Source organism: Streptococcus mitis (assembly GCF_003943905.1).
In the GTDB taxonomy this organism is placed as follows: domain Bacteria; phylum Bacillota; class Bacilli; order Lactobacillales; family Streptococcaceae; genus Streptococcus; species Streptococcus mitis_BC.
Map to the genome: position 1 here is coordinate 289,316 of NZ_RJNS01000002.1, position 21,373 is coordinate 310,688.

A 21,373-nucleotide genomic window follows, 5' to 3' on the forward strand; every position below is an offset into this window, starting at 1 on the left:
TGCTATTTTTGGTATAATAGATGGAAGAATGAGGTTAGAAGAGATGATTTTTGATACGCACACACATTTAAATGTAGAAGAATTTGCAGGACGCGAGGCAGAAGAACTCGCCCTGGCCGCTGAGATGGGTGTGACACGGATGAATATTGTTGGTTTTGATACACCGACCATTGAGCGAGCCCTAGAGTTAGCAGATGAGTATGAGCAACTCTACGCAACTATTGGCTGGCATCCGACGGAAGCAGGCACTTACACAGATGAGGTCGAAGCTTACTTGTTTGAAAAACTAAAACATCCCAAGGTTGTTGCTTTAGGTGAGATTGGTCTGGACTACCATTGGATGACAGCACCTAAGGAAGTGCAGGAGCAGGTTTTTCGTCGTCAGATTCAGCTGTCTAAGGACTTGAATTTGCCTTTTGTGGTCCATACCCGTGATGCGCTAGAAGATACTTATGAGATTATCAAGAGTGAGGGAGTTGGTCCTCGTGGTGGGATTATGCATTCATTTTCAGGCTCTTTGGAGTGGGCTGAGAAGTTTGTCGAGCTTGGTATGACCATTTCTTTCTCAGGTGTGGTGACCTTTAAGAAAGCGACGGATATCCAAGAGGCTGCTAGAGAACTTCCGTTAGACAAGATTTTGGTAGAAACGGATGCGCCCTACCTGGCTCCTATTCCTAAACGTGGCCGTGAAAACAAAACAGCCTACACACGCTATGTGGTCGACTTTATTGCCGACTTGCGTGGCATGACGGCAGAAGAATTAGCTACTGTGACAAGTGCCAATGCAGAGCGTATTTTTGGGTTGGAAAAATAATCATGAAAGAAAAAATTTCCCAAGTCATCGTAGTCGAAGGTCGCGATGATACGGCCAATCTCAAACGTTACTTTGACGTGGAAACCTATGAGACCCGGGGGTCGGCAATCAATGATCAGGATATAGAACGCATTCAGCGCCTGCATGAATTGCATGGAGTGATTGTCTTTACCGATCCAGATTTTAATGGGGAGCGGATTCGGCGCATGATTATGACGGCCATTCCAACGGTACAGCATGCCTTTCTCAAGCGAGATGAAGCGGTTCCCAAATCTAAGTCCAAGGGACGTTCTCTGGGAATTGAACACGCCAGCTATGAAGATCTAAAAACAGCGCTGACTCAGGTGACAGAGCAATTTGAAAGCGAGAACGAGTTTAACATCAGTCGTGGTGACTTGATTCGCCTAGGTTTCCTAGCGGAAGCAGACAGTCGTAGGCGTAGAGAGTATCTAGGAGAGGCTCTACGAATTGGCTATTCCAACGGCAAACAACTCCTCAAGCGCTTAGAGTTATTTGGGGTAACCTTGGCAGAAGTAGAAGAGGCTATGAAAAGTTATGAGAAAGACTCTAAAGTGTAGAGAATTATGTTAAAATGAAGGTAGTGTATTTAAGTTAATAGGAGGCTGTATGAAAAATAAGGATGGTAAATTATTGTTGAGTTTTGCTGCAGTCGGAGTTGTGATTGTTGGTATTATTTTATATATGAATAATCTTTTTGAGGGTAAGAATTTAATTCTTAATAGTTTATCCCAAGGAGAAGTATTAGCGGGCATAGTTATTGCGTTGCCGACATTAGTTACTTGGAATCAAGCTATTGAACAAAGTAGAGAAAATAAGAAAAATACTGTGTCTGATAATGTTAGAGACACTGTGAAGTATTATGATAAGCAACTTACAGAACTTGTTGCAGATATTAGTAAGACCAAAGAGTTACCCTTTTATAAGGCGGGAAAAATTGAATATATCATTGATACGTATAATAAATTATTAAAGGAATGGAATGAGATATTAAAATTAGATATTTCTCTTGACTTTGTTCAAGTATTGTCTACAATTTGTTCAATAAAATATCCAAAAGGAATAGAGAATCCTGGGAATGAGTTGGCGGAGAACTGGAAATATAATTTGAGCACAGCACTGAAACCAGTTATGAGAGAAATAATATCTTTGAAAAAGGAAGAAATATTTGGTTCCAAGGAAGTTAAATATTTCAGTTATGTTGAATTTGGTGTTACTGGATATGAGATTGAAAAAGTAAAATTTAAAGATAAGAGCTTTGTAGAGTGTACTTTTTCTGCTGATTTTATTGATTTAAATTCATTTGAAAAATGTGAATTTATCAACTGTAGTATCAGTAATGGTCAATTATCTATAGAAAATGAGAAAAAATTGTTAAATAACACGATTATAGGCACATTCAGAGATTCGAATGAGGATGATTTTGCTAATGTCAATAATGAACAATTTCATTCTATATCTGTTTCAGAATATGGAACTGTGTTTGATACCCGAGAAGGAATTATAGCTGATAACTATATTTTAGGCAACAAGTTTTTTGAAATAGAGTCTAAGTCAGAAATTAGGAAAGAAATCTATCAGGATATTATTAATGGATTAGTGTCGTACGGCATAGGTGTTGATGATAAAATAAATAATAAAAAAATAAGTATCAGTAAAAATTATATAACGGAGAAAAATAAATCCGAATTTATTGCTGGAAGTTTATTCTCTGGCTGGAACAGTCTATTTTTAGAGAAAATACAAAAGTCTAATAATTTCAAATATTATATATTTTGTATTAAGAATGAAAATGTTTATAATACAATAGTTTTTGAAAAGGATAATTTTAATAGATTCTTGAAGAAAAAGAATGTAGATAAGACAGGAAAGTATAATTTTTATTTTAATGGTTTTAAGAGTAATGAGGAATAAAGAGTAGATAAATGAGAATTGCAGATTATAGCGTGACCAAGGCAGTGCTGGAGCGTCACGGTTTTACTTTTAAAAAGTCCTTCGGGCAAAATTTCCTGACGGATACTAATATCCTTCAAAAAATCGTGGATACAGCTGAAATTGATGACCAGGTTAATGTCATCGAAATAGGGCCAGGGATTGGTGCCTTGACAGAATTTTTGGCTGAGCGTGCGGCTCAAGTCATGGCCTTTGAGATCGACCGCCGTTTGGTACCGATTTTGGCAGATACCCTGCGTGATTTTGACAATGTGACAGTAGTCAACGAGGACATTCTCAAAGTTGACTTGGCGCAACATATCCAGAATTTCAAAAATCCTAATCTGCCAATTAAGGTAGTGGCTAACTTGCCCTACTATATCACAACGCCTATTCTCATGCACTTGATTGAAAGTGGCGTTCCCTTTAGTGAGTTTGTCGTCATGATGCAAAAAGAAGTGGCGGATCGCATCTCAGCACAGCCAAATACCAAGGCTTATGGTAGTTTGTCTATTGCTGTGCAGTATTATATGACAGCTAAGGTTGCCTTCATCGTGCCTCGTACGGTCTTTGTGCCAGCCCCAAATGTGGACTCAGCCATTTTAAAAATGGTGCGCCGTCCAGAGCCGGCTGTAGCAGTGGAAGATGAGAACTTCTTCTTTAAGGTTTCCAAGGCTAGCTTCACTCATCGTCGCAAGACCTTATGGAACAATTTGACAGGTTACTTTGGCAAGACTGAAGAAGTTAAGGATAAATTGACCAAGGCCTTGGATCAAGCGGGCTTGTCACCGAGTGTTCGTGGTGAAGCTCTCAGCTTAGAAGAATTTGCCAGTCTAGCAGATGCACTTAAAGGACAAGGACTCTAAGATGCAGGGACAAATCATTAAAGCTTTGGCGGGATTCTACTATGTGGAGAGTGAGGGCCAGGTCTATCAAACACGCGCGCGTGGGAATTTCCGTAAAAAAGGCCATACCCCTTACGTTGGGGATTGGGTAGATTTTTCTGCGGAGGAAAATTCAGAAGGTTATATCCTCAAAATTCACGAACGGAAAAACAGTCTGGTCCGTCCGCCCATTGTCAATATTGACCAAGCCGTGGTGATCATGTCCGTCAAGGAACCGGACTTCAACAGCAATTTGCTGGATCGTTTCTTGGTTCTTTTGGAGCACAAGGGCATTCATCCCATCGTTTATATTTCCAAAATGGACTTGCTGGAGGATAGGGGAGAGCTGGATTTTTACCAGCAGACTTACGGTGCCATTGGTTACGACTTTGTGACTAGTAAAGAAGAACTTTTGCCTTTGTTGACAGGAAAAGTGACGGTCTTTATGGGGCAGACAGGTGTTGGAAAATCAACCCTCCTCAATAAAATCGCACCAGACCTCAATCTCGAGACAGGAGAAATCTCAGACAGTCTGGGTCGCGGTCGTCATACCACTCGAGCTGTTAGTTTTTACAACCTCAATGGGGGTAAAATCGCGGACACACCAGGCTTTTCATCACTGGATTATGAAGTGTCAACGGCTGAAGACCTCAATCAGGCCTTTCCAGAGCTTGCTAGTGTTAGTCGAGACTGCAAGTTCCGTACTTGTACTCATACCCATGAGCCGTCCTGTGCGGTCAAGCCAGCTGTCGAAGAGGGTACTATTGCCAGCTTCCGTTTTGACAACTACCTGCAATTTCTCAGTGAGATTGAAAATCGCAGAGAAACCTATAAAAAAGTCAGCAAAAAAATTCCAAAATAAGGAGAAACCTATGTCTCAATACAAGATTGCTCCGTCAATTCTGGCAGCAGATTATGCCAACTTTGAACGTGAAATCAAACGCCTAGAAGCAACTGGTGCAGAATATGCCCATATCGATATCATGGATGGTCATTTTGTACCGCAAATCAGTTTTGGTGCAGGTGTGGTCGAAGCTCTTCGCCCTCATAGCAAGATGGTCTTTGACTGCCACTTGATGGTGACAAATCCTGAGCATCATTTAGAAGATTTTGCGCGTGCAGGTGCAGACATCATCAGTATTCATGTGGAAGCAACGCCTCATATTCATGGCGCCCTCCAAAAAATTCGTTCGCTCGGTGTCAAACCTTCGGTTGTCATCAATCCAGGTACACCTGTTGAGGCTATCAAGCAGGTTCTTCATCTAGTTGACCAAGTCTTGGTCATGACAGTTAATCCTGGCTTCGGTGGTCAAGCCTTTCTGCCTGAAACCATGGACAAGGTTCGAGAGTTAGTTGCCCTTCGTCAGGAAAAAGGTTTGAGCTTTGAAGTTGAAGTCGATGGTGGGATTGATGACCAGACCATTGCTCAAGCCAAAGAAGCTGGAGCGACCGTTTTTGTAGCAGGATCCTATGTCTTTAAGGGAGATGTCGATGAACGAGTGCAAACTCTCAGAAAACAACTGGACTAGGGTTGCCGTTTTTGCCGGCGGAGATCGTGGGCATTATCGGACGGATTTTGATAGCTTTGTCGGTGTGGATCGAGGATCGCTCTGGGTCTTGGAAGAAAACCTTCCTCTTGCTCTAGCAGTTGGCGATTTTGATTCGGTAACCGCAGAAGAGCGACAGGTGATTCAAAAACGAGCCCAGCATTTTGTCCAAGCCCAGCCAGAAAAAGATGATACCGATCTGGAACTAGTTCTCTTAACCATCTTTGAACAAAATCCTCAGGCTCAGGTGACTATTTTTGGGGCTTTGGGTGGTCGAATTGACCATATGCTGGCTAATGTCTTTCTGCCTAGCAATCCCAAGTTGACACCCTATATGCGCCAGATAGCGATTGAGGACGGGCAAAATTTGATTGCCTATTGTCCAGAAGGGACCAGTCAGCTAGAGCCCCGTTCAGACTACGATTATCTAGCCTTTATGCCGGTTCGGGATAGCCAGTTGACCATTCTCGGTGCCAAGTATGAGTTGACAGAGGAGAATTTTTTCTTTAAAAAAGTGTACGCTTCTAACGAATATATAGATAGGGAAGTTTCGGTAACTTGCCCAGATGGCTATGTCGTCGTGCTGCATAGCAAGGACAGGAGGTAGGATGGAGACTGTATTATTACTATTATTAATTGCCAACCTAGCTGGACTCTTTCTCATTTGGCAAAGGCAGGATAAGCAAGACAAGTACCTAGCCAAGAGCTTGGATGATCAAGCAGACAATCTATCAGATCAACTGGATTATCGCTTTGAACAAGCCAGACAAGCCAGTCAACTAGATCAAAAAGACTTAGAAGTGGCTGTCAGCGACCGTTTGCAGGAGGTGCGAATGGAGTTGCACCAAGGCTTGACTCAAGTTAGACAGGAGATGAACGAGAATCTCCTTCAAACCAGAGATAAGACCGACCAACGCCTTCAAGCCCTGCAGGAATCAAATGAGCAACGCCTGGAGCAAATGCGCCAGACAGTCGAGGAAAAGTTAGAAAAAACCTTACAGACGCGCTTGCAGGCTTCCTTCGAGACAGTTTCCAAGCAACTGGAGTCTGTCAATCGTGGCCTTGGAGAGATGCAGACAGTTGCCCGCGATGTCGGTGCCCTTAACAAGGTTCTTTCTGGAACCAAAACGAGAGGGATTCTGGGTGAATTGCAACTGGGGCAAATCATTGAAGATATCATGACACCTGCCCAGTATGAACGAGAATTTGCAACAGTTGAAAACTCCAGTGAACGAGTGGAGTATGCCATCAAGTTACCTGGACAGGGTGACCAGGAATATGTCTACTTACCGATTGACTCCAAGTTTCCACTGGCGGATTACTACCGCTTAGAAGAAGCCTATGAAGCAGGCGATAAGGACGAGATTGAACGTTGTCGCAAGTCACTCCTAGCAAGTGTTAAACGCTTTGCCAAGGATATCAAGAGCAAGTACATAGCGCCGCCTCGGACGACCAATTTTGGAGTCTTGTTTGTTCCGACAGAAGGTCTTTATTCAGAGATTGTTCGCAATCCGGTCTTCTTTGATGATTTAAGACGGGAGGAGCAGATTATTGTCGCAGGTCCAAGTACCCTATCAGCCTTGCTTAACTCCCTATCAGTTGGCTTCAAAACTCTCAATATCCAAAAGAGTGCTGATCATATCAGCAAGACTCTTGCCAGCGTTAAGACCGAGTTTGGCAAGTTCGGAGGTATTCTGGTCAAGGCACAAAAGCATCTCCAACATGCCTCTGGCAATATTGATGAATTATTAAACCGTCGTACTACAGCTATCGAGCGGACGCTCCGTCACATTGAGTTATCAGAAGGTGAGCCTGCGCTTGATCTACTCCATTTCCAAGAAGATGAGGAAGAATATGAAGATTAGTCACATGAAAAAAGATGAGCTGTTTGAAGGCTTTTACCTGATCAAGTCAGCTGACCTGAGACAGACGCGTGCAGGGAAAAACTACCTAGCCTTTACCTTCCAGGACGATAGTGGCGAGATTGAAGGGAAACTCTGGGATGCCCAACCTCATAACGTTGAGGCCTTTACCGCTGGGAAAGTAGTCCACATGCAGGGACGTCGAGAGGTTTACAATAACACTCCTCAAGTCAATCAAATCACGCTTCGTTTACCTCAGCCTGGGGAACCCAATGATCCAGCTGACTTCAAGGTCAAGTCACCAGTCGATGTCAAGGAAATTCGTGACTACATGTCGCAAATGATTTTTAAGATTGAAAATCCTGTCTGGCAGCGTATCGTTCGTAGTCTCTACACCAAGTATGATAAGGAATTCTACTCCTATCCAGCTGCCAAGACCAACCACCATGCCTTTGAGACGGGTTTGGCCTATCATACAGCAACCATGGTGCGCTTGGCAGATGCCATTAGTGAGATCTATCCTCAGCTCAACAAGAGCCTCCTCTATGCGGGGATTATGTTGCATGACTTGGCCAAGGTTATTGAGTTGACGGGACCAGACCAGACGGAGTATACAGTGCGAGGCAATCTCATCGGCCATATAGCCCTCATCGATAGCGAAATTACCAAGACAGTTATGGAACTAGGCATCGATGATACTAGGGAAGAAGTGGTGCTACTGCGCCATGTCATCCTCAGTCACCACGGCTTACTGGAGTATGGAAGTCCAGTTCGTCCACGCATTATGGAGGCAGAGATTATTCATATGATTGACAATCTAGATGCCAGCATGATGATGATGTCAACGGCTCTAGCTTTGGTGGACAAAGGAGAGATGACCAATAAAATCTTCGCTATGGACAATCGTTCCTTCTATAAACCAGATTTAGATTAATAATTTAAGAAAAACGAGCATTTTTTACGCAATAATGTTCGTTTTTTTATGTGAATATGGTATAATGGATAAAATATCAAAATTAAATGGAATGGTAAATAAAAATGAAATTAAGAAGAAGTGATCGGATGGTTGTCATTTCCAACTATTTGATTAATAATCCATACAAACTAACCAGTCTCAATACCTTTGCAGAAAAGTACGAATCTGCTAAATCATCGATTTCAGAGGATATCGTGATTATCAAGCGTGCCTTTGAGGAAATCGAAATCGGTCATATTCAGACTGTGACTGGAGCAGGTGGTGGCGTTATCTTTACACCATCAATCTCGAGTCATGAAGCCAAAGAAATGATCGCAGACTTGCGTGACAAACTTTCAGAAAGCGACCGTATCTTGCCAGGTGGCTACATCTACCTGTCTGATTTGCTTAGCACACCAGCTATCTTGAAAAATATTGGGCGTATCATTGCCAAGAGCTTTATGGACCAAAAAATCGATGCGGTTATGACGGTAGCAACAAAGGGTGTTCCGCTAGCAAATGCGGTTGCCAATGTTCTGAATGTTCCTTTTGTTATCGTGCGTCGTGATTTGAAAATTACTGAAGGATCAACTGTCAGTGTCAACTATGTATCAGGTTCTAGTGGTGACCGCATTGAGAAAATGTTCCTTTCAAAACGCAGTCTCAAGGCAGGCAGTCGTGTCTTGATTGTGGATGACTTCTTGAAAGGTGGCGGAACGGTCAACGGGATGATTAGTCTCTTGCGTGAGTTCGACTCAGAACTAGCTGGTGTCGCAGTCTTTGCAGACAATGCCCAAGAAGAACGTGAAAAGCAGTTCGATTACAAGTCACTCTTGAAGGTTACCAATATTGATGTCAAGAACCAATCCATCGATGTTGAGATTGGGAATATCTTTGACGAAGACAAATAAGAGATAGAACTAAAGGTTGGAACGATTGTCCCAGCCTTTCTTTGCAAACAGAATAGAAGGATGCTTATGAAAACACCATTTATCAGCCGTGAAGATTTAGAAACAATTGTTGCAGAGTTCCCGACTCCCTTTCACTTGTATGACGAGAAGGGGATTCGCGAAAAAGCTCGAGCGGTCAACCAAGCTTTTTCGTGGAACAAGGGCTTTAAAGAATATTTTGCAGTTAAGGCTACTCCAACCCCAGCCATCTTGAAAATTCTCCAAGAGGAAGGTTGTGGTGTGGACTGCTCTAGTTATGTAGAGCTCTTGATGAGTCACAAACTGGATTTCCCGGGTTCTGAAATCATGTTCTCTTCTAACAATACCCCAGACCAAGAGTATGCCTATGCGCGTGAATTGGGTGCGACCATTAACTTGGATGCCTTTGAAGATATTGAACATCTGGAGCGAGCGGCAGGCATTCCAGAAATTATTTCCTGTCGTTATAATCCAGGTGGAGTCTTTGAATTGGGAACAGACATCATGGACAATCCTGGGGAAGCCAAGTTTGGGATGACCAAGGACCAGCTTTTTGAAGCCTTTGCTATTTTGAAGGAAAAAGGAGCCAAGACTTTTGGGATTCATTCCTTCCTAGCATCCAATACCGTCACCCATCTCTACTACCCAGAGTTGGCGCGTCAGCTTTTTGAATTAGCCGTTGAAATCAAGGACAAGTTGGGCATTTCGCTAGACTTTATCAATCTTTCTGGCGGAATCGGAGTCAACTATCGCCCAGACCAGGAGCCAAATGATATTGCTATGATTGGTGAGGGCGTGCGAAAGGTTTATGAAGAAGTCCTTACGCCGGCAGGTCTTGATCAGATCAAGATTTTCACTGAATTGGGCCGTTTTATGCTGGCACCTCACGGAGTTCTCGTTACCAAAGTAACTCATAAAAAGAAAACCTACCGTACCTATCTAGGTGTGGATGCCTCGGCCGTCAACCTCATGCGCCCAGCCATGTATGGAGCTTACCACCATATCACCAATCTGACCCATCCAGACGGACCAGTTGAGGTTGTAGATGTGGTTGGTTCACTCTGTGAAAACAATGATAAATTTGCCATTAATCGCGAACTACCTCATACAGAAATCGGTGATTTACTGGTGATTCATGATACAGGTGCACATGGATTCTCCATGGGTTACCAGTACAATGCCAAACTACGCTCGGCAGAAATCCTCTATACCGAAGAAGGGAAAGCCCGTCAAATCCGCCGTGCAGAGCGTCCTGAGGACTATTTTGCAACCTTGTATGGTTTTGATTTTGAACTCGATCATTAAAAAATGAAAATGAAAGTGAAAAACAGATTGCTTTCTAAAAAATAGACAAAAATCTTGTTTTTCCCTCAAGTCGTGATATAATAAAACTATAAAACGGTTTCAAGGAAGGTGACGATATGTCTGAAGAAACAATTGACTATGGACAAGTGACAGGAATGGTGCATTCGACAGAGAGTTTTGGGGCGGTAGATGGCCCTGGGATTCGTTTTATTGTCTTTTTGCAGGGCTGTCACATGCGTTGCCAGTACTGTCATAACCCTGATACATGGGCTATGGAGACCAATAAATCACGCGAACGGACAGTAGACGATGTCTTGACAGAAGCCCTTCGTTATCGTGGTTTCTGGGGAGACAAGGGAGGAATCACTGTTAGTGGTGGAGAGGCACTCTTGCAGATTGATTTCTTGATTGCCTTTTTTACCAAGGCTAAGGAAAAAGGAATCCACTGCACCTTGGACACCTGTGCCCTTCCTTTCCGTAATACACCACGTTATCTCGAAAAGTTTAATAAACTCATGGCGGTGACAGACTTGGTTCTCTTGGATATCAAGGAAATCAATGAAGAACAGCACAAGATTGTCACAAGCCAAACCAATAAAAACATCTTGGCCTGTGCCCGGTACTTATCAGATATTGGGAAGCCTGTTTGGATTCGCCATGTGCTGGTTCCGGGATTGACAGACAGAGATGACGACTTGATCGAACTCGGTAAATTCGTCAAAACCCTCAAAAACGTTGACAAGTTTGAAATCCTACCTTATCATACGATGGGAGAATTCAAGTGGCGTGAACTAGGAATTCCTTATTCGCTCGAAGGAGTCAAACCTCCCACAGCAGACCGTGTGAAGAATGCCAAGGAATTGATGGATACAGAAAGCTACCAAGACTACATGAAACGTGTTCATGGATAAAAAAGAAGCCTGATGGAAACATCGGGCTTTTGTGATGCAAAAAGACTTAGCCTTTCAGCTAAGCCTTTTGAGTCTTATCTAGATCGTTGTTTGCCAGAGTTGCGGTTTTTCTTTTTCTTATTGGTCGTGATCGCTTGAGTCTGCTTAGGAGTCACATCTTTTCTTGCACCTGCAGAAGGGCTGACTTTCGGAGGGTTCTTTTCGTATTCTTCACGTACTTTTTGACGAAGTTTTGGACGAACGACATAGTTGACGATAAACTGTTGGAGAATCATCATGAAACCACCGACAACCCAGTATAGTGTCACACTGGCTGGTGAGAAGAGTGAGAAGATAACAATCATGAGTGGGCTCATATAGATCATTTTCTTAAGTTGTTCTCTTTGCATCTCGTCTTCTACTCCATGAAGCGAGAGAAGAGATTGGATGTAGTAAAGAATACCTGCAAAGGCTACGAGGAGCATGCTTGGTGAGCCAAGATCAATTCCCAAGAAGTTAGAACCAGCAACTCCTTCAGTGTGCTGGGCTGCAAAGAAGATAGCAGAGAAGAAAGGCATTTGGAGCAAGATAGGGAAACATCCGACGCCTCCTAGCATGCTGATACCATGTTCTTTTTGGGCAGCAAAGAGAGCTTGTTGAGCCTCAAGTTTTTCTTCTTGAGTTGTTGCTTCTTTGAGACGTGTTTGATGTGGTTCAAGCACGTGTTTGAGGGCGTTCATCTTTTCAGAGTGAAGCGTCGCCTTCCACGATTGGTAGATACCGAGTGGCAAGATAATCAAACGTACGATAATGGTTACGATGATAATCCCCATTCCAAAACCAAGTCCCATATCATTGGCAAAGTATTTGATGGCCTCTGCCATAGGCGCTCCGATGGTATTCCAGATAAATCCAGTCGGTTCTCCAGTTGTTTTATCAACAGAAACACAGCCTGTCAAGACGAGTAGCATAGCCACTCCCATAGCAGAGAGGGCAAAACGTTTAATAGATTTCAATGTTTTCATTCCTTCTTTAAAAATTATACCTTTCTATTCTACTGTTTTTTTGTAAAATATACAATAGTTCTGGAGACCTAATTTGCGACTTTAAAGTCTGAATAGGATGAAAAGTTGCTCATCTGCACATCCAGATAGGTGACTTTTGAAAAAGGCGTTGGACCTTTTCGGATTTCTTGGATAAATTTTGCCATAGTGGCAGAAGACTCTGCTTGAGCGAGAATTTCCACTGTGCCATCGTCGTTATTCCAGACACGACCAGTGATGCCACCGATTTCAAGCGCTAGAGTAAGAACGCCCCAACGGAAACCAACACCCTGCACCCTACCTTGGGCAATCATTCTAACCTTTTGCATACTAACCCCCTTTAATTGTGTTATAATGTTTCTATGACTATTATAACCTCAAAAGCCAATTCTGTGGTGAAAAATGCCAAGAAATTGCATCAAAAAAAATATCGAAAGTCTGCCTATTTGATTGAAGGCTGGCACTTATTCGAAGAAGCTGTTCAAGCAGGAGTGACGATTGAGAAAATCTTTGCTCTGGAAAGTCACCGAGATCAGTTAGTGGCTTTTCCTCAAACTATCTGGGTTTCAGAGGAGATTTTGCTGGATTTGGCAGATACGCAAACTCCTCAAGGGATTGTTGCAGTGATTCAAAAAGAAGAAGTGGGACTGCCTGATTTTCGTCAGGGCAAGTATCTATTTTTAGAGGATGTCCAAGACCCTGGTAATGTGGGCACCATGATTCGGACTGCGGATGCGGCAGGCTTTACAGGGGTCATTGTTTCAGACAAGTCAGCGGATATCTACAGTCTCAAGACTTTGCGTTCCATGCAGGGAAGTCATTTTCATTTGCCCATCTATCGTATGCCTGTTGCCAACTTTGTAGAAGGGGCTAAAAAGAGTGACTTGCCCATTCTGGCAACGACCTTATCTAAAGAATCCAAGGACTATCGTGAACTTTCTCCCCTAGAAGACTTTGTTTTAGTCATGGGAAATGAAGGACAGGGGATTAGTTCTGTCATGGCTGAGAGTGCTGATCAGCTGGTTCATATAAGCATGAAAGGTCGAGCAGAAAGTCTCAACGTGGCAGTTGCAGCAGGCATTTTGATGTTTTATTTCAGCTAATTTATAAAAACTTTGTTATAATCAAGACATATTTATAGAAAAAGGAGAATCGGAATGAATCAAACAATTATTCAAGAACGTTCAGGTCTCAATCAATTTTACGCTAAGGTTTATGCCTTTGTGGGGCTTGGGATTGGCCTATCAGCTCTGGTGTCAGCTTTGATGTTGACGGTCTTTCAGACTCAATTGGTCTACTTTTTAATGCATGGTCGTCTCTGGTTGATGATTGCAACTTTTGCAGAACTTGGTCTAGTATTTGTTGCAAGTGGTATGGCTGCAAAAAATAGCCCAGCAGCTCTCCCAGTATTTTTAGTTTATTCTGTTTTAAATGGATTTACGCTCAGCTTTGTCGTAGCCTTCTATACACCTGGGACCGTCTTATCAGCCTTTGTATCCAGTGCCCTTCTTTTCTTTGTCATGGCGGCAATCGGGATTTTCACCAAGAAAGATTTGAGTGGAATGGGTCGAGCTCTGATGGCGGCGCTCGTTGGTCTCATCATTGCCATGATTGTGAATATTTTCTTAGCTAGTGGCTTCTTTGACTACATGATTAGTATTGCCATGGTCTTGGTTTTCTCAGGTTTAATTGCTTGGGATAACCAAAAGATTCGCTATGTTTATGAGCAGTCAAGAGGGCAAGTAGCAACAGGCTGGGTCATCTCAATGGCACTCAGCATCTACCTAGACTTTATCAACCTTTTCCTTAGCATTTTACGAATCTTTGGTCGAAACGATTAAAGAATGACAGAGTCAGTGTTCTAAAGAGCACTGACTTTTTCTTATTTACTCTTTCCTTTTCTTGAAAATAGGTGTATAATGCTTTTAACTAATTTTTTAGGAGTAGTTATGAAGAAAAGCTTTATTCATCAGCAAGAAGAAATTTCTTTTGTTAAAAACACTTTTACCCAGTATTTGAAAGATAAGTTAGAAGTTGTCGAGGTTCAAGGTCCTATCTTGAGCAAGGTCGGTGATGGGATGCAGGATAACCTGTCTGGTGTCGAAAATCCAGTATCTGTAAAGGTCTTACAGATTCCAGATGAAACCTATGAAGTCGTTCACTCACTTGCCAAATGGAAACGCCACACTTTGGCTCGCTTTGGTTTCGGTGAAGGAGAAGGTCTGTTTGTTCACATGAAGGCTCTTCGTCCAGACGAAGATTCGCTGGATGCAACCCACTCTGTTTATGTAGACCAGTGGGACTGGGAAAAAGTGATTCCAAATGGACAACGTAATATCGCCTATCTCAAAGAAACCGTTGAAAAGATTTATAAGGCTATTCGTCTGACAGAGCTAGCAGTAGAAGCCCGCTATGATATCGAATCTATCTTGCCAAAACAAATCACCTTCATCCATACAGAAGAGTTGGTAGAACGTTACCCAGACTTGACACCGAAAGAGCGTGAAAATGAAATCTGTAAAGAGTTCGGTGCAGTCTTCTTGATTGGTATTGGTGGCGAGTTGCCTGACGGGAAACCTCATGACGGCCGTGCGCCTGACTACGATGACTGGACAACAGAGTCTGAGAATGGCTACAAGGGACTGAATGGGGATATCCTGGTTTGGAATGAACCTCTTGGCTGTGCCTTTGAACTTTCCTCAATGGGGATTCGGGTGGATGAAGACACGCTTCGTCGCCAAGTTGCCCTTACAGGAGACGAAGATCGTCTTGAGTTGGAATGGCATAAGGCCCTGCTTAACGGTCTTTTCCCATTGACAATCGGTGGGGGTATCGGACAGTCTCGGATGGCCATGTTCCTTCTTCGCAAGAAACATATTGGAGAGGTTCAGACCAGTGTCTGGCCTCAAGAAGTTCGCGATACGTACGAAAATATCTTGTAGAGAATCGAACCGTAAGGTTCGGTTTTCTTTCTCTTTTTGCCTATAATTTGGTATAATAAACGGTATGAAAATCGTATCAGGAATCTACGGAGGGCGTCCTCTCAAGACGCTAGAAGGCAAGACGACGAGGCCAACATCAGATAAGGTGCGTGGAGCTATCTTTAATATGATTGGCCCCTATTTTGAGGGTGGACGTGTCTTGGATCTTTATGCTGGCAGTGGCGGTCTGTCTATTGAAGCTGTGTCAAGAGGGATGTCCCATGCTGTCTTAGTGGAACGGGATCGAAAGGCACAAGCTATCATCGCTGAAAATATCCAAATGACCAAAGAAGTTTCTAAATTTCAGCTCTTAAAGATGGAAGCTGAGCGTGCTTTGGAGCAAGTTACAGGTCCCTTTGATCTGGTCTTTTTAGACCCTCCATACGCAAAAGAACAAATCGTAGCAGATATTGAAAAAATGGCTGAGAGAGAACTTTTTTCTGAAGATTGCATGGTCGTGTGTGAGACGGATAAAGCAGTGGAGCTTCCAGAAGAAATTGCCTGTCTCGGTATCTGGAAGGAAAAAATATATGGGATTAGTAAGGTGACAGTCTATGTCAGATAAAATTGGATTATTTACAGGATCATTTGATCCGATGACAAATGGACATCTGGATATCATTGAACGTGCTAGCAAACTCTTTGATAAGCTCTATGTCGGGGTGTTCTACAATCCCCACAAACAAGGTTTTCTCCCTGTTGAAAATCGCAAACGGGCAGTCGAAAAAGCTGTGGCGCATTTAGATAATGTAGAGGTGTTGGCTTCTCATGACCAGCTAGTCGTCGATGTTGCAAGAAGACTGGGTGCTAAGACCCTTATCCGTGGCTTGCGGAATGCCACCGACTTGCAATACGAGGCTAGTTTTGACTACTACAATTATCAACTGGCTCCAGAAATCGGGACTGTCTACCTACATAGTCGCCCAGAGCATCTCTATATTAGCTCGTCAGCCGTGAGAGAGCTCCTGAAGTTTGGTCAGGAGATTCAGCAATATGTCCCAAACAGTGTTGTGGAGGAATTAGAACATGAAGAAAAAAACTAGATGGCCCTTATATGTCATCCTAGCACTAGTATTGACTTTTTTAGCCTTTGTAGTACCTTTACCTTACTACATAGAAGTTCCAGGTGGAGCGGAAGATATTCGTCAAGTTTTGAAAGTAAATGAAACAGAAGATACAGAAGCAGGAGCTTACCAGTTTGTAACAGTCGGTATTCGACATGCAACCCTATCGCATCTTGTCTATGCTTGGCTGACTCCATTTACGGATATTAGAAGCGCTCAGGATACAACGGGTGGCTCTACAGATGCAGAGTTTATGCGGATCAATCAGTTCTACATGCAAACATCCCAAAATATGGCCAAGTATCAAGGCTTGAAGACGGCAGGCAAGGATATCGAACTCAAGTACTTGGGAGTTTATGTCTTGACCGTGACGGACAATTCAACCTTCAAAGGCATTCTGAACATTGCGGATACCGTTACGGCTGTTAATGATAAGACGTTTGACAGTTCCAAAGACTTGATTGATTATGTCAACTCTCAAAAACTAGGGGATCCAGTCAAGGTAACCTACGAAGAAGACGGAAGAGTCAAGACTGCTGAAGGTAAAATTATCACTCTGGAAAACGGGAAAAACGGGATTGGGATTGGTTTGATTGATCGTACGGAAGTGACCAGTGATGTTCCAATTCGCTTTTCAACAGCTGGTATCGGGGGTCCAAGTGCAGGTCTCATGTTTAGCCTAGCTATTTACACCCAGATAGCAGATCCAGGACTTCGTAATGGCCGCATCGTTGCGGGAACGGGAACTATTGATCGCGATGGAAATGTTGGCGATATTGGTGGAATTGACAAAAAAGTAGTTGCAGCCTCTCGTCAGGGAGCCAACATCTTTTTTGCTCCTGACAATCCAGTTACCGAGGAAGCAAAAAAAGCAGATCCCAATGCGAAAAGCAACTATGAAACAGCCCTAGAAGCTGCTAAAACAATCAAGACGGAGATGAAAATCGTGCCTGTAAAAACCTTGCAGGATGCGATTGATTACCTTAAAAACAACCCCTAATTCGTAGAAAAATCGAAAACTAGCGCGTAAGCGGATAAGATGGTATAATAGTCAAATGGTTCAATTATTATTCACTCTAAGTAGTCATATACTCTTTATTTATTTGAGTTTTTACCTTTTGAAAGATCTTGTGAGATGGGAAAAGGTTTTAAAAGTGACCGCTACTAACACAAAAAAAGTTCGTTTGTTGGTAGGCTTCTTTAGTATTGTAATGGGCTACATCTTGAGTTTATTCTTTATCAGTTTGTACCAACTGTGGCAAGAAGCACTTAGAGGACTATTATAAAATCAAAAGTAAAGGAAACAACTATGGAAAAAATTGTGGTTCAAGGCGGAGATAATCGTCTGGTCGGGAGTGTGAACATCGAGGGAGCAAAGAATGCTGTCTTGCCCTTGTTGGCGGCGACTATTCTAGCAAGCAAGGGTAAGACAGTCTTGCAGAATGTTCCAATCTTGTCAGATGTTTTCACCATGAATCAAGTGGTTCGAGGTCTGAATGCCAAGGTGGACTTTGATGAGGAAGGTCATGTTATCGAAGTCGATGCGACTGGTGATATCACGGAGGAAGCTCCGTATAAGTATGTCAGTAAGATGCGGGCATCTATCGTGGTCTTGGGACCAATCCTTGCTCGTGTAGGCCATGCCAAGGTATCCATGCCAGGTGGTTGTACCATTGGGAGTCGTCCAATCGACCTCCACCTCAAGGGTTTGGAAGCTATGGGGGCTAAGATCAGCCAGACAGCTGGTTACATTGAAGCTAAGGCAGAACGCTTGCATGGCGCTCATATCTACATGGACTTTCCTAGTGTCGGCGCAACACAAAACCTGATGATGGCAGCAACTCTAGCTGACGGTGTGACAGTGATTGAAAATGCTGCGCGTGAGCCGGAAATTGTTGACCTTGCTATCCTTCTTAATGAAATGGGGGCTAAGGTCAAAGGAGCTGGTACTGAAACAATTACAGTGACTGGTGTCGAGGAACTCCATGGCACAACTCATAATGTGGTACAGGACCGTATCGAAGCCGGGACCTTTATGGTAGCGGCAGCTATGACGGGTGGAGATGTCCTCATTCGAGATGCAGTCTGGGAGCATAATCGCCCCTTGATTGCTAAACTCCTTGAAATGGGAGTTGAGGTGACAGAGGAGTCGGAAGGTATTCGTGTTCGTTCTCAACTGGAAAATCTCAAGGCTGTTCATGTAAAAACCTTGCCACATCCAGGATTCCCGACAGATATGCAGGCTCAATTTACAGCGCTGATGACAGTCGCAAAAGGGGAATCCACCATGGTGGAAACTGTATTTGAGAATCGTTTCCAACATCTGGAGGAAATGCGTCGGATGGGCTTGCATTCAGAAATTATCCGTGACACAGCCCGTATCGTAGGAGGACAGGCTTTACAGGGGGCAGAAGTTCTATCAACGGACCTTCGCGCTAGTGCTGCTTTGATTTTGACAGGTCTGGTGGCGCAGGGAGAAACAGTTGTTGGTAAGTTAGTCCACCTTGATAGAGGTTACTACCGTTTCCATGAGAAGTTAGCTCATCTAGGAGCGAAGATTCAGCGGATTGAGGTTAAGGATGAAGAATAAAAACATACGTTATGTACTCCGTCGCTTACTGTTGATTTTTATCGTACTCTTGCTGGGATTCCTCGCTTTAGGAATCGGCTTGATGATCGGCTATGGTATCCTCGGAAAGGGACAGGATCCATGGGCGATTTTGTCTCCAGCGAAATGGCAAGAATTGATTAGTAAATTTACAGGAAATTAGACTGGGAAACCAGTCTTTTTCTAAAGAAATAAGGAGAAAAATGGACAAAAAAACAAGACAAGCTCTGATAGGGTTGCTTATATTCTTACTATTGGCTGCTGGAAGCTACTACATTAAGCAGATGCAGACAGCACCAAACACCCCTAGAACAAAGGTCAGTCAGAAAAAACAAGCTTCAGAAGCTCCCAGTCAGGAGTTGGCTGAAAGTGTCTTAACTGAGTCGATCAAAAACCAAATTAAAGGTGATCTCGAGTGGAATGGAGCAGGGGCCTTTGTCGTTAATGGTAATAAAACCAATCTAGATGCCAAGGTTTCTAGCAAACCCTATGCGGATAATAAAACAAAACCAGTCGGGAAAGAGACCGTCCCAACTGTTGCCAATGCCCTCTTATCTAAAGCTACTCGTCAGTACAAAAATCGTGAAGAAACAGGCAACGGATCGACCTCTTGGACGCCACCAGGATGGCACCAGGTTAAAAATCTAAAGGGAGCCTATACACATGCAGTCGATAGAGGGCATTTGCTGGGCTATGCCTTAATAGGTGGTTTGGATGGTTTTGATGCCTCTACCAGCAATCCCAAGAACATTGCAGTCCAGACAGCTTGGGCAAACCAAGCACAGGCTGAGGATTCGACAGGGCAGAACTACTATGAGAGTTTGGTCAGAAAAGCCTTGGACCAAAATAAGAGGGTTCGTTACCGCGTGACACTTCACTATGCGACAAATGAGGACCTAGTTCCATCCGCTTCACAAATTGAAGCCAAGTCTTCGGATGGCGAATTGGAATTCAACGTCCTGATCCCAAATGTTCAAAAGGGTATCCAGCTTGATTACCGAACAGGTCAAGTCACAGTGACAAACTAGAAACAATCTGCAAAAGAACAAAATCGCTCCCTTGACCGTCATTGATAAGGGAGCGATTGTATAAATTAGAAAATAATGTGATTCCTACGCTAATTTGTGATATAATGGAACACAAGATACTATTTTAGGAGAAGGACTATGGAAGACCCGAGCAGTCAGAATTTGTTGCTACAGTTTGTATTATTATTTATCTTGACCTTGTTAAATGCTTTTTTCTCAGCCACTGAAATGGCGATGGTGTCACTAAACCGTGCCCGAGTAGAGCAAAAGGCAGAAGAAGGAGACAAAAGTTATATCCGTTTGTTAAAGGTACTTGAAAATCCTAATCACTTTTTATCAACGATTCAAGTCGGTATCACCTTGATTACGATCTTGTCAGGGGCCAAATTGGCGGATACCCTTGGACAAGTGATCGCATCTTGGATGGGAAGCGGAGAGACGGCTTACGCCATTGCAAGTTTCCTCTCTTTGGCATTCTTGACCTATATCTCCATTGTTTTTGGTGAACTCTATCCTAAGCGGATCGCCCTCAATCTGAAAGATGCTTTGGCGATTCGAACAGCACCAATTATTATTGGTCTTGGAAAGATTGTAAGTCCCTTTGTCTGGCTGTTATCTGCTTCAACTAATTTGTTGAGCCGTTTGACACCAATGACCTTTGATGATGCTGATGAAAAGATGACACGTGATGAAATAGAGTACATGCTCACCAATAGTGAAGAAACACTGGATGCAGATGAGATTGAAATGCTACAGGGAATCTTTTCTCTAGATGAACTGATGGCTCGTGAGCTAATGGTGCCTCGTACCGATGCCTTTATGGTAGATATTCAGGATGACAGTCAAACGATTATCCAAAGTATTTTGAAGCAAAATTTCTCACGTATTCCTGTTTATGATGGGGATAAGGACAATGTGATTGGTTTGATTCATACCAAGCGTTTGCTAAACGCTGCTTATGCAGATGGCTTTGAAAATATTGTCTGGAAGCGAATCCTCCAAACGCCACTATTTGTGCCTGAGACTATCTTTGTGGATGACCTCCTTAAAGAGCTTCGAAATACCCAAAATCAAATGGCTATCTTACTAGACGAATACGGTGGTATGGCTGGTTTGGTAACTCTGGAAGATCTCCTAGAGGAAATCGTCGGCGAAATTGATGATGAAACGGACAGGGCAGAAATCGAAGTCCATCAAATCGGTGAGGATACCTATATTGCACAAGGAACCATGAATCTTAACGACTTCAACGACTACTTTGGCGTTGAACTAGAAAGCGATGATGTGGATACTATCGCCGGTTATTATTTGACGGGTGTTGGAACGATTCCAACAACTGAAAAAATCAGTTATGAACTGGTCAGTCAAAATAAGCAGATCGTCTTGACCAATGATAAGGTAAAAAATGGACGTGTTACCAAGGTAAAAGTTCAAATCACAGAACTAGAACCCGAAGAAGAAACTGAGTAAAACAGTGATTTTCGTCACTGTTTTTCATTCGCCCTAAATTCGC

General features: G+C 43.1%; 25 protein-coding genes. 23 read left to right on the forward strand and 2 right to left on the reverse strand.

Going from position 1 to position 21,373, the window contains the following annotated elements; all coding sequences use genetic code 11:
- The first annotated feature begins 43 nt into the window (after positions 1-43).
- The 12 genes from D8854_RS05100 to pflA all read left to right on the forward strand — a co-directional run bounded on the left by D8854_RS05100 (position 44) and on the right by pflA (position 11,157).
- On the forward strand, positions 44-814 hold the full coding sequence (locus tag D8854_RS05100; protein WP_125450185.1) for a TatD family hydrolase: 771 nt from the start codon (positions 44-46) through the stop codon (positions 812-814).
- Between the two features lie 2 nt (positions 815-816).
- Positions 817-1,392 (forward strand): ribonuclease M5, encoded by a 576-nt coding sequence (rnmV, locus tag D8854_RS05105; protein ID WP_125450001.1) that lies wholly within the window; start codon positions 817-819, stop codon positions 1,390-1,392.
- Positions 1,393-1,441: 49 nt separating this feature from the next.
- Positions 1,442-2,746, forward strand: coding sequence for a hypothetical protein (locus D8854_RS05110; RefSeq protein ID WP_125450003.1), 1,305 nt, complete (start codon positions 1,442-1,444; stop codon positions 2,744-2,746).
- 11 nt (positions 2,747-2,757) lie between these two features.
- The gene (gene rsmA, locus D8854_RS05115; RefSeq protein ID WP_125450005.1) at positions 2,758-3,630 is read left to right on the forward strand and encodes a 16S rRNA (adenine(1518)-N(6)/adenine(1519)-N(6))-dimethyltransferase RsmA; all 873 of its coding nucleotides are present in this window, start codon (positions 2,758-2,760) and stop codon (positions 3,628-3,630) included.
- 1 nt (position 3,631) lies between these two features.
- The gene (gene rsgA, locus D8854_RS05120) at positions 3,632-4,510 is read left to right on the forward strand and encodes a ribosome small subunit-dependent GTPase A (RefSeq protein ID WP_125450007.1); all 879 of its coding nucleotides are present in this window, start codon (positions 3,632-3,634) and stop codon (positions 4,508-4,510) included.
- 10 nt (positions 4,511-4,520) lie between these two features.
- Entirely contained in the window at positions 4,521-5,177 is a 657-nt protein-coding gene (rpe, locus tag D8854_RS05125) for a ribulose-phosphate 3-epimerase (protein WP_125450009.1), read from the forward strand.
- A complete protein-coding gene (locus D8854_RS05130; RefSeq protein ID WP_125450011.1) occupies positions 5,140-5,802 on the forward strand; it encodes a thiamine diphosphokinase in 663 nt (220 codons plus the stop codon). The genes rpe and D8854_RS05130 overlap by 38 nt, the downstream gene beginning before the upstream one ends.
- 1 nt (position 5,803) lies before the next feature.
- A complete protein-coding gene (gene rmuC / locus D8854_RS05135) occupies positions 5,804-7,060 on the forward strand; it encodes a DNA recombination protein RmuC (protein WP_185768070.1) in 1,257 nt (418 codons plus the stop codon).
- Complete coding sequence (locus D8854_RS05140; protein ID WP_070567750.1) at positions 7,050-7,991, forward strand: 3'-5' exoribonuclease YhaM family protein; 942 nt, start codon at positions 7,050-7,052, stop codon at positions 7,989-7,991. The genes rmuC and D8854_RS05140 overlap by 11 nt, the downstream gene beginning before the upstream one ends.
- Before the next feature lie 104 nt (positions 7,992-8,095).
- Entirely contained in the window at positions 8,096-8,923 is an 828-nt protein-coding gene (gene purR, locus D8854_RS05145) for a pur operon repressor (RefSeq protein WP_002874197.1), read from the forward strand.
- Positions 8,924-8,989: 66 nt separating this feature from the next.
- Positions 8,990-10,246 (forward strand): diaminopimelate decarboxylase, encoded by a 1,257-nt coding sequence (locus tag D8854_RS05150; protein ID WP_125450015.1) that lies wholly within the window; start codon positions 8,990-8,992, stop codon positions 10,244-10,246.
- Between the two features lie 116 nt (positions 10,247-10,362).
- A complete protein-coding gene (gene pflA / locus D8854_RS05155; RefSeq protein WP_061418174.1) occupies positions 10,363-11,157 on the forward strand; it encodes a pyruvate formate-lyase-activating protein in 795 nt (264 codons plus the stop codon).
- Between the two features lie 74 nt (positions 11,158-11,231).
- Here the strand turns inward: pflA and yidC are convergent, their stop codons facing one another.
- Entirely contained in the window at positions 11,232-12,152 is a 921-nt protein-coding gene (yidC, locus tag D8854_RS05160) for a membrane protein insertase YidC (RefSeq protein WP_125450187.1), read from the reverse strand.
- Between the two features lie 77 nt (positions 12,153-12,229).
- Positions 12,230-12,508, reverse strand: coding sequence for an acylphosphatase (locus tag D8854_RS05165; protein ID WP_125450017.1), 279 nt, complete (start codon positions 12,506-12,508; stop codon positions 12,230-12,232).
- 33 nt (positions 12,509-12,541) lie between these two features.
- Here D8854_RS05165 and D8854_RS05170 point away from each other — a divergent pair, with 33 nt between their 5' ends.
- The 11 genes from D8854_RS05170 to D8854_RS05220 all read left to right on the forward strand — a co-directional run bounded on the left by D8854_RS05170 (position 12,542) and on the right by D8854_RS05220 (position 21,330).
- Positions 12,542-13,282: a TrmH family RNA methyltransferase gene (locus D8854_RS05170; protein ID WP_125450019.1), complete on the forward strand. Its 741-nt coding sequence runs from the start codon at positions 12,542-12,544 to the stop codon at positions 13,280-13,282.
- A gap of 54 nt (positions 13,283-13,336) precedes the next feature.
- Complete coding sequence (locus tag D8854_RS05175) at positions 13,337-14,020, forward strand: Bax inhibitor-1/YccA family protein (RefSeq protein WP_125450021.1); 684 nt, start codon at positions 13,337-13,339, stop codon at positions 14,018-14,020.
- Between the two features lie 108 nt (positions 14,021-14,128).
- Complete coding sequence (gene asnA, locus D8854_RS05180) at positions 14,129-15,121, forward strand: aspartate--ammonia ligase (RefSeq protein WP_125450023.1); 993 nt, start codon at positions 14,129-14,131, stop codon at positions 15,119-15,121.
- Between the two features lie 64 nt (positions 15,122-15,185).
- A complete protein-coding gene (gene rsmD / locus D8854_RS05185) occupies positions 15,186-15,725 on the forward strand; it encodes a 16S rRNA (guanine(966)-N(2))-methyltransferase RsmD (RefSeq protein ID WP_125450025.1) in 540 nt (179 codons plus the stop codon).
- A complete protein-coding gene (coaD, locus tag D8854_RS05190) occupies positions 15,715-16,203 on the forward strand; it encodes a pantetheine-phosphate adenylyltransferase (protein ID WP_125450027.1) in 489 nt (162 codons plus the stop codon). Before rsmD ends, coaD begins: the two co-directional genes overlap by 11 nt.
- Positions 16,187-17,224: a SepM family pheromone-processing serine protease gene (locus D8854_RS05195; RefSeq protein ID WP_125450029.1), complete on the forward strand. Its 1,038-nt coding sequence runs from the start codon at positions 16,187-16,189 to the stop codon at positions 17,222-17,224. Before coaD ends, D8854_RS05195 begins: the two co-directional genes overlap by 17 nt.
- Positions 17,225-17,279: 55 nt before the next feature.
- Positions 17,280-17,510: a DUF1146 family protein gene (locus tag D8854_RS05200; RefSeq protein WP_125450031.1), complete on the forward strand. Its 231-nt coding sequence runs from the start codon at positions 17,280-17,282 to the stop codon at positions 17,508-17,510.
- A gap of 23 nt (positions 17,511-17,533) precedes the next feature.
- The gene (gene murA, locus D8854_RS05205; protein WP_125450033.1) at positions 17,534-18,814 is read left to right on the forward strand and encodes a UDP-N-acetylglucosamine 1-carboxyvinyltransferase; all 1,281 of its coding nucleotides are present in this window, start codon (positions 17,534-17,536) and stop codon (positions 18,812-18,814) included.
- Positions 18,804-18,995: a DNA-directed RNA polymerase subunit beta gene (locus tag D8854_RS05210; protein ID WP_000791880.1), complete on the forward strand. Its 192-nt coding sequence runs from the start codon at positions 18,804-18,806 to the stop codon at positions 18,993-18,995. The genes murA and D8854_RS05210 overlap by 11 nt, the downstream gene beginning before the upstream one ends.
- Positions 18,996-19,035: 40 nt before the next feature.
- Positions 19,036-19,860, forward strand: coding sequence for a DNA/RNA non-specific endonuclease (locus tag D8854_RS05215; protein WP_125425127.1), 825 nt, complete (start codon positions 19,036-19,038; stop codon positions 19,858-19,860).
- Positions 19,861-19,998: 138 nt separating this feature from the next.
- Positions 19,999-21,330 (forward strand): hemolysin family protein, encoded by a 1,332-nt coding sequence (locus D8854_RS05220; protein ID WP_125425128.1) that lies wholly within the window; start codon positions 19,999-20,001, stop codon positions 21,328-21,330.
- Positions 21,331-21,373 lie beyond the last annotated feature (43 nt).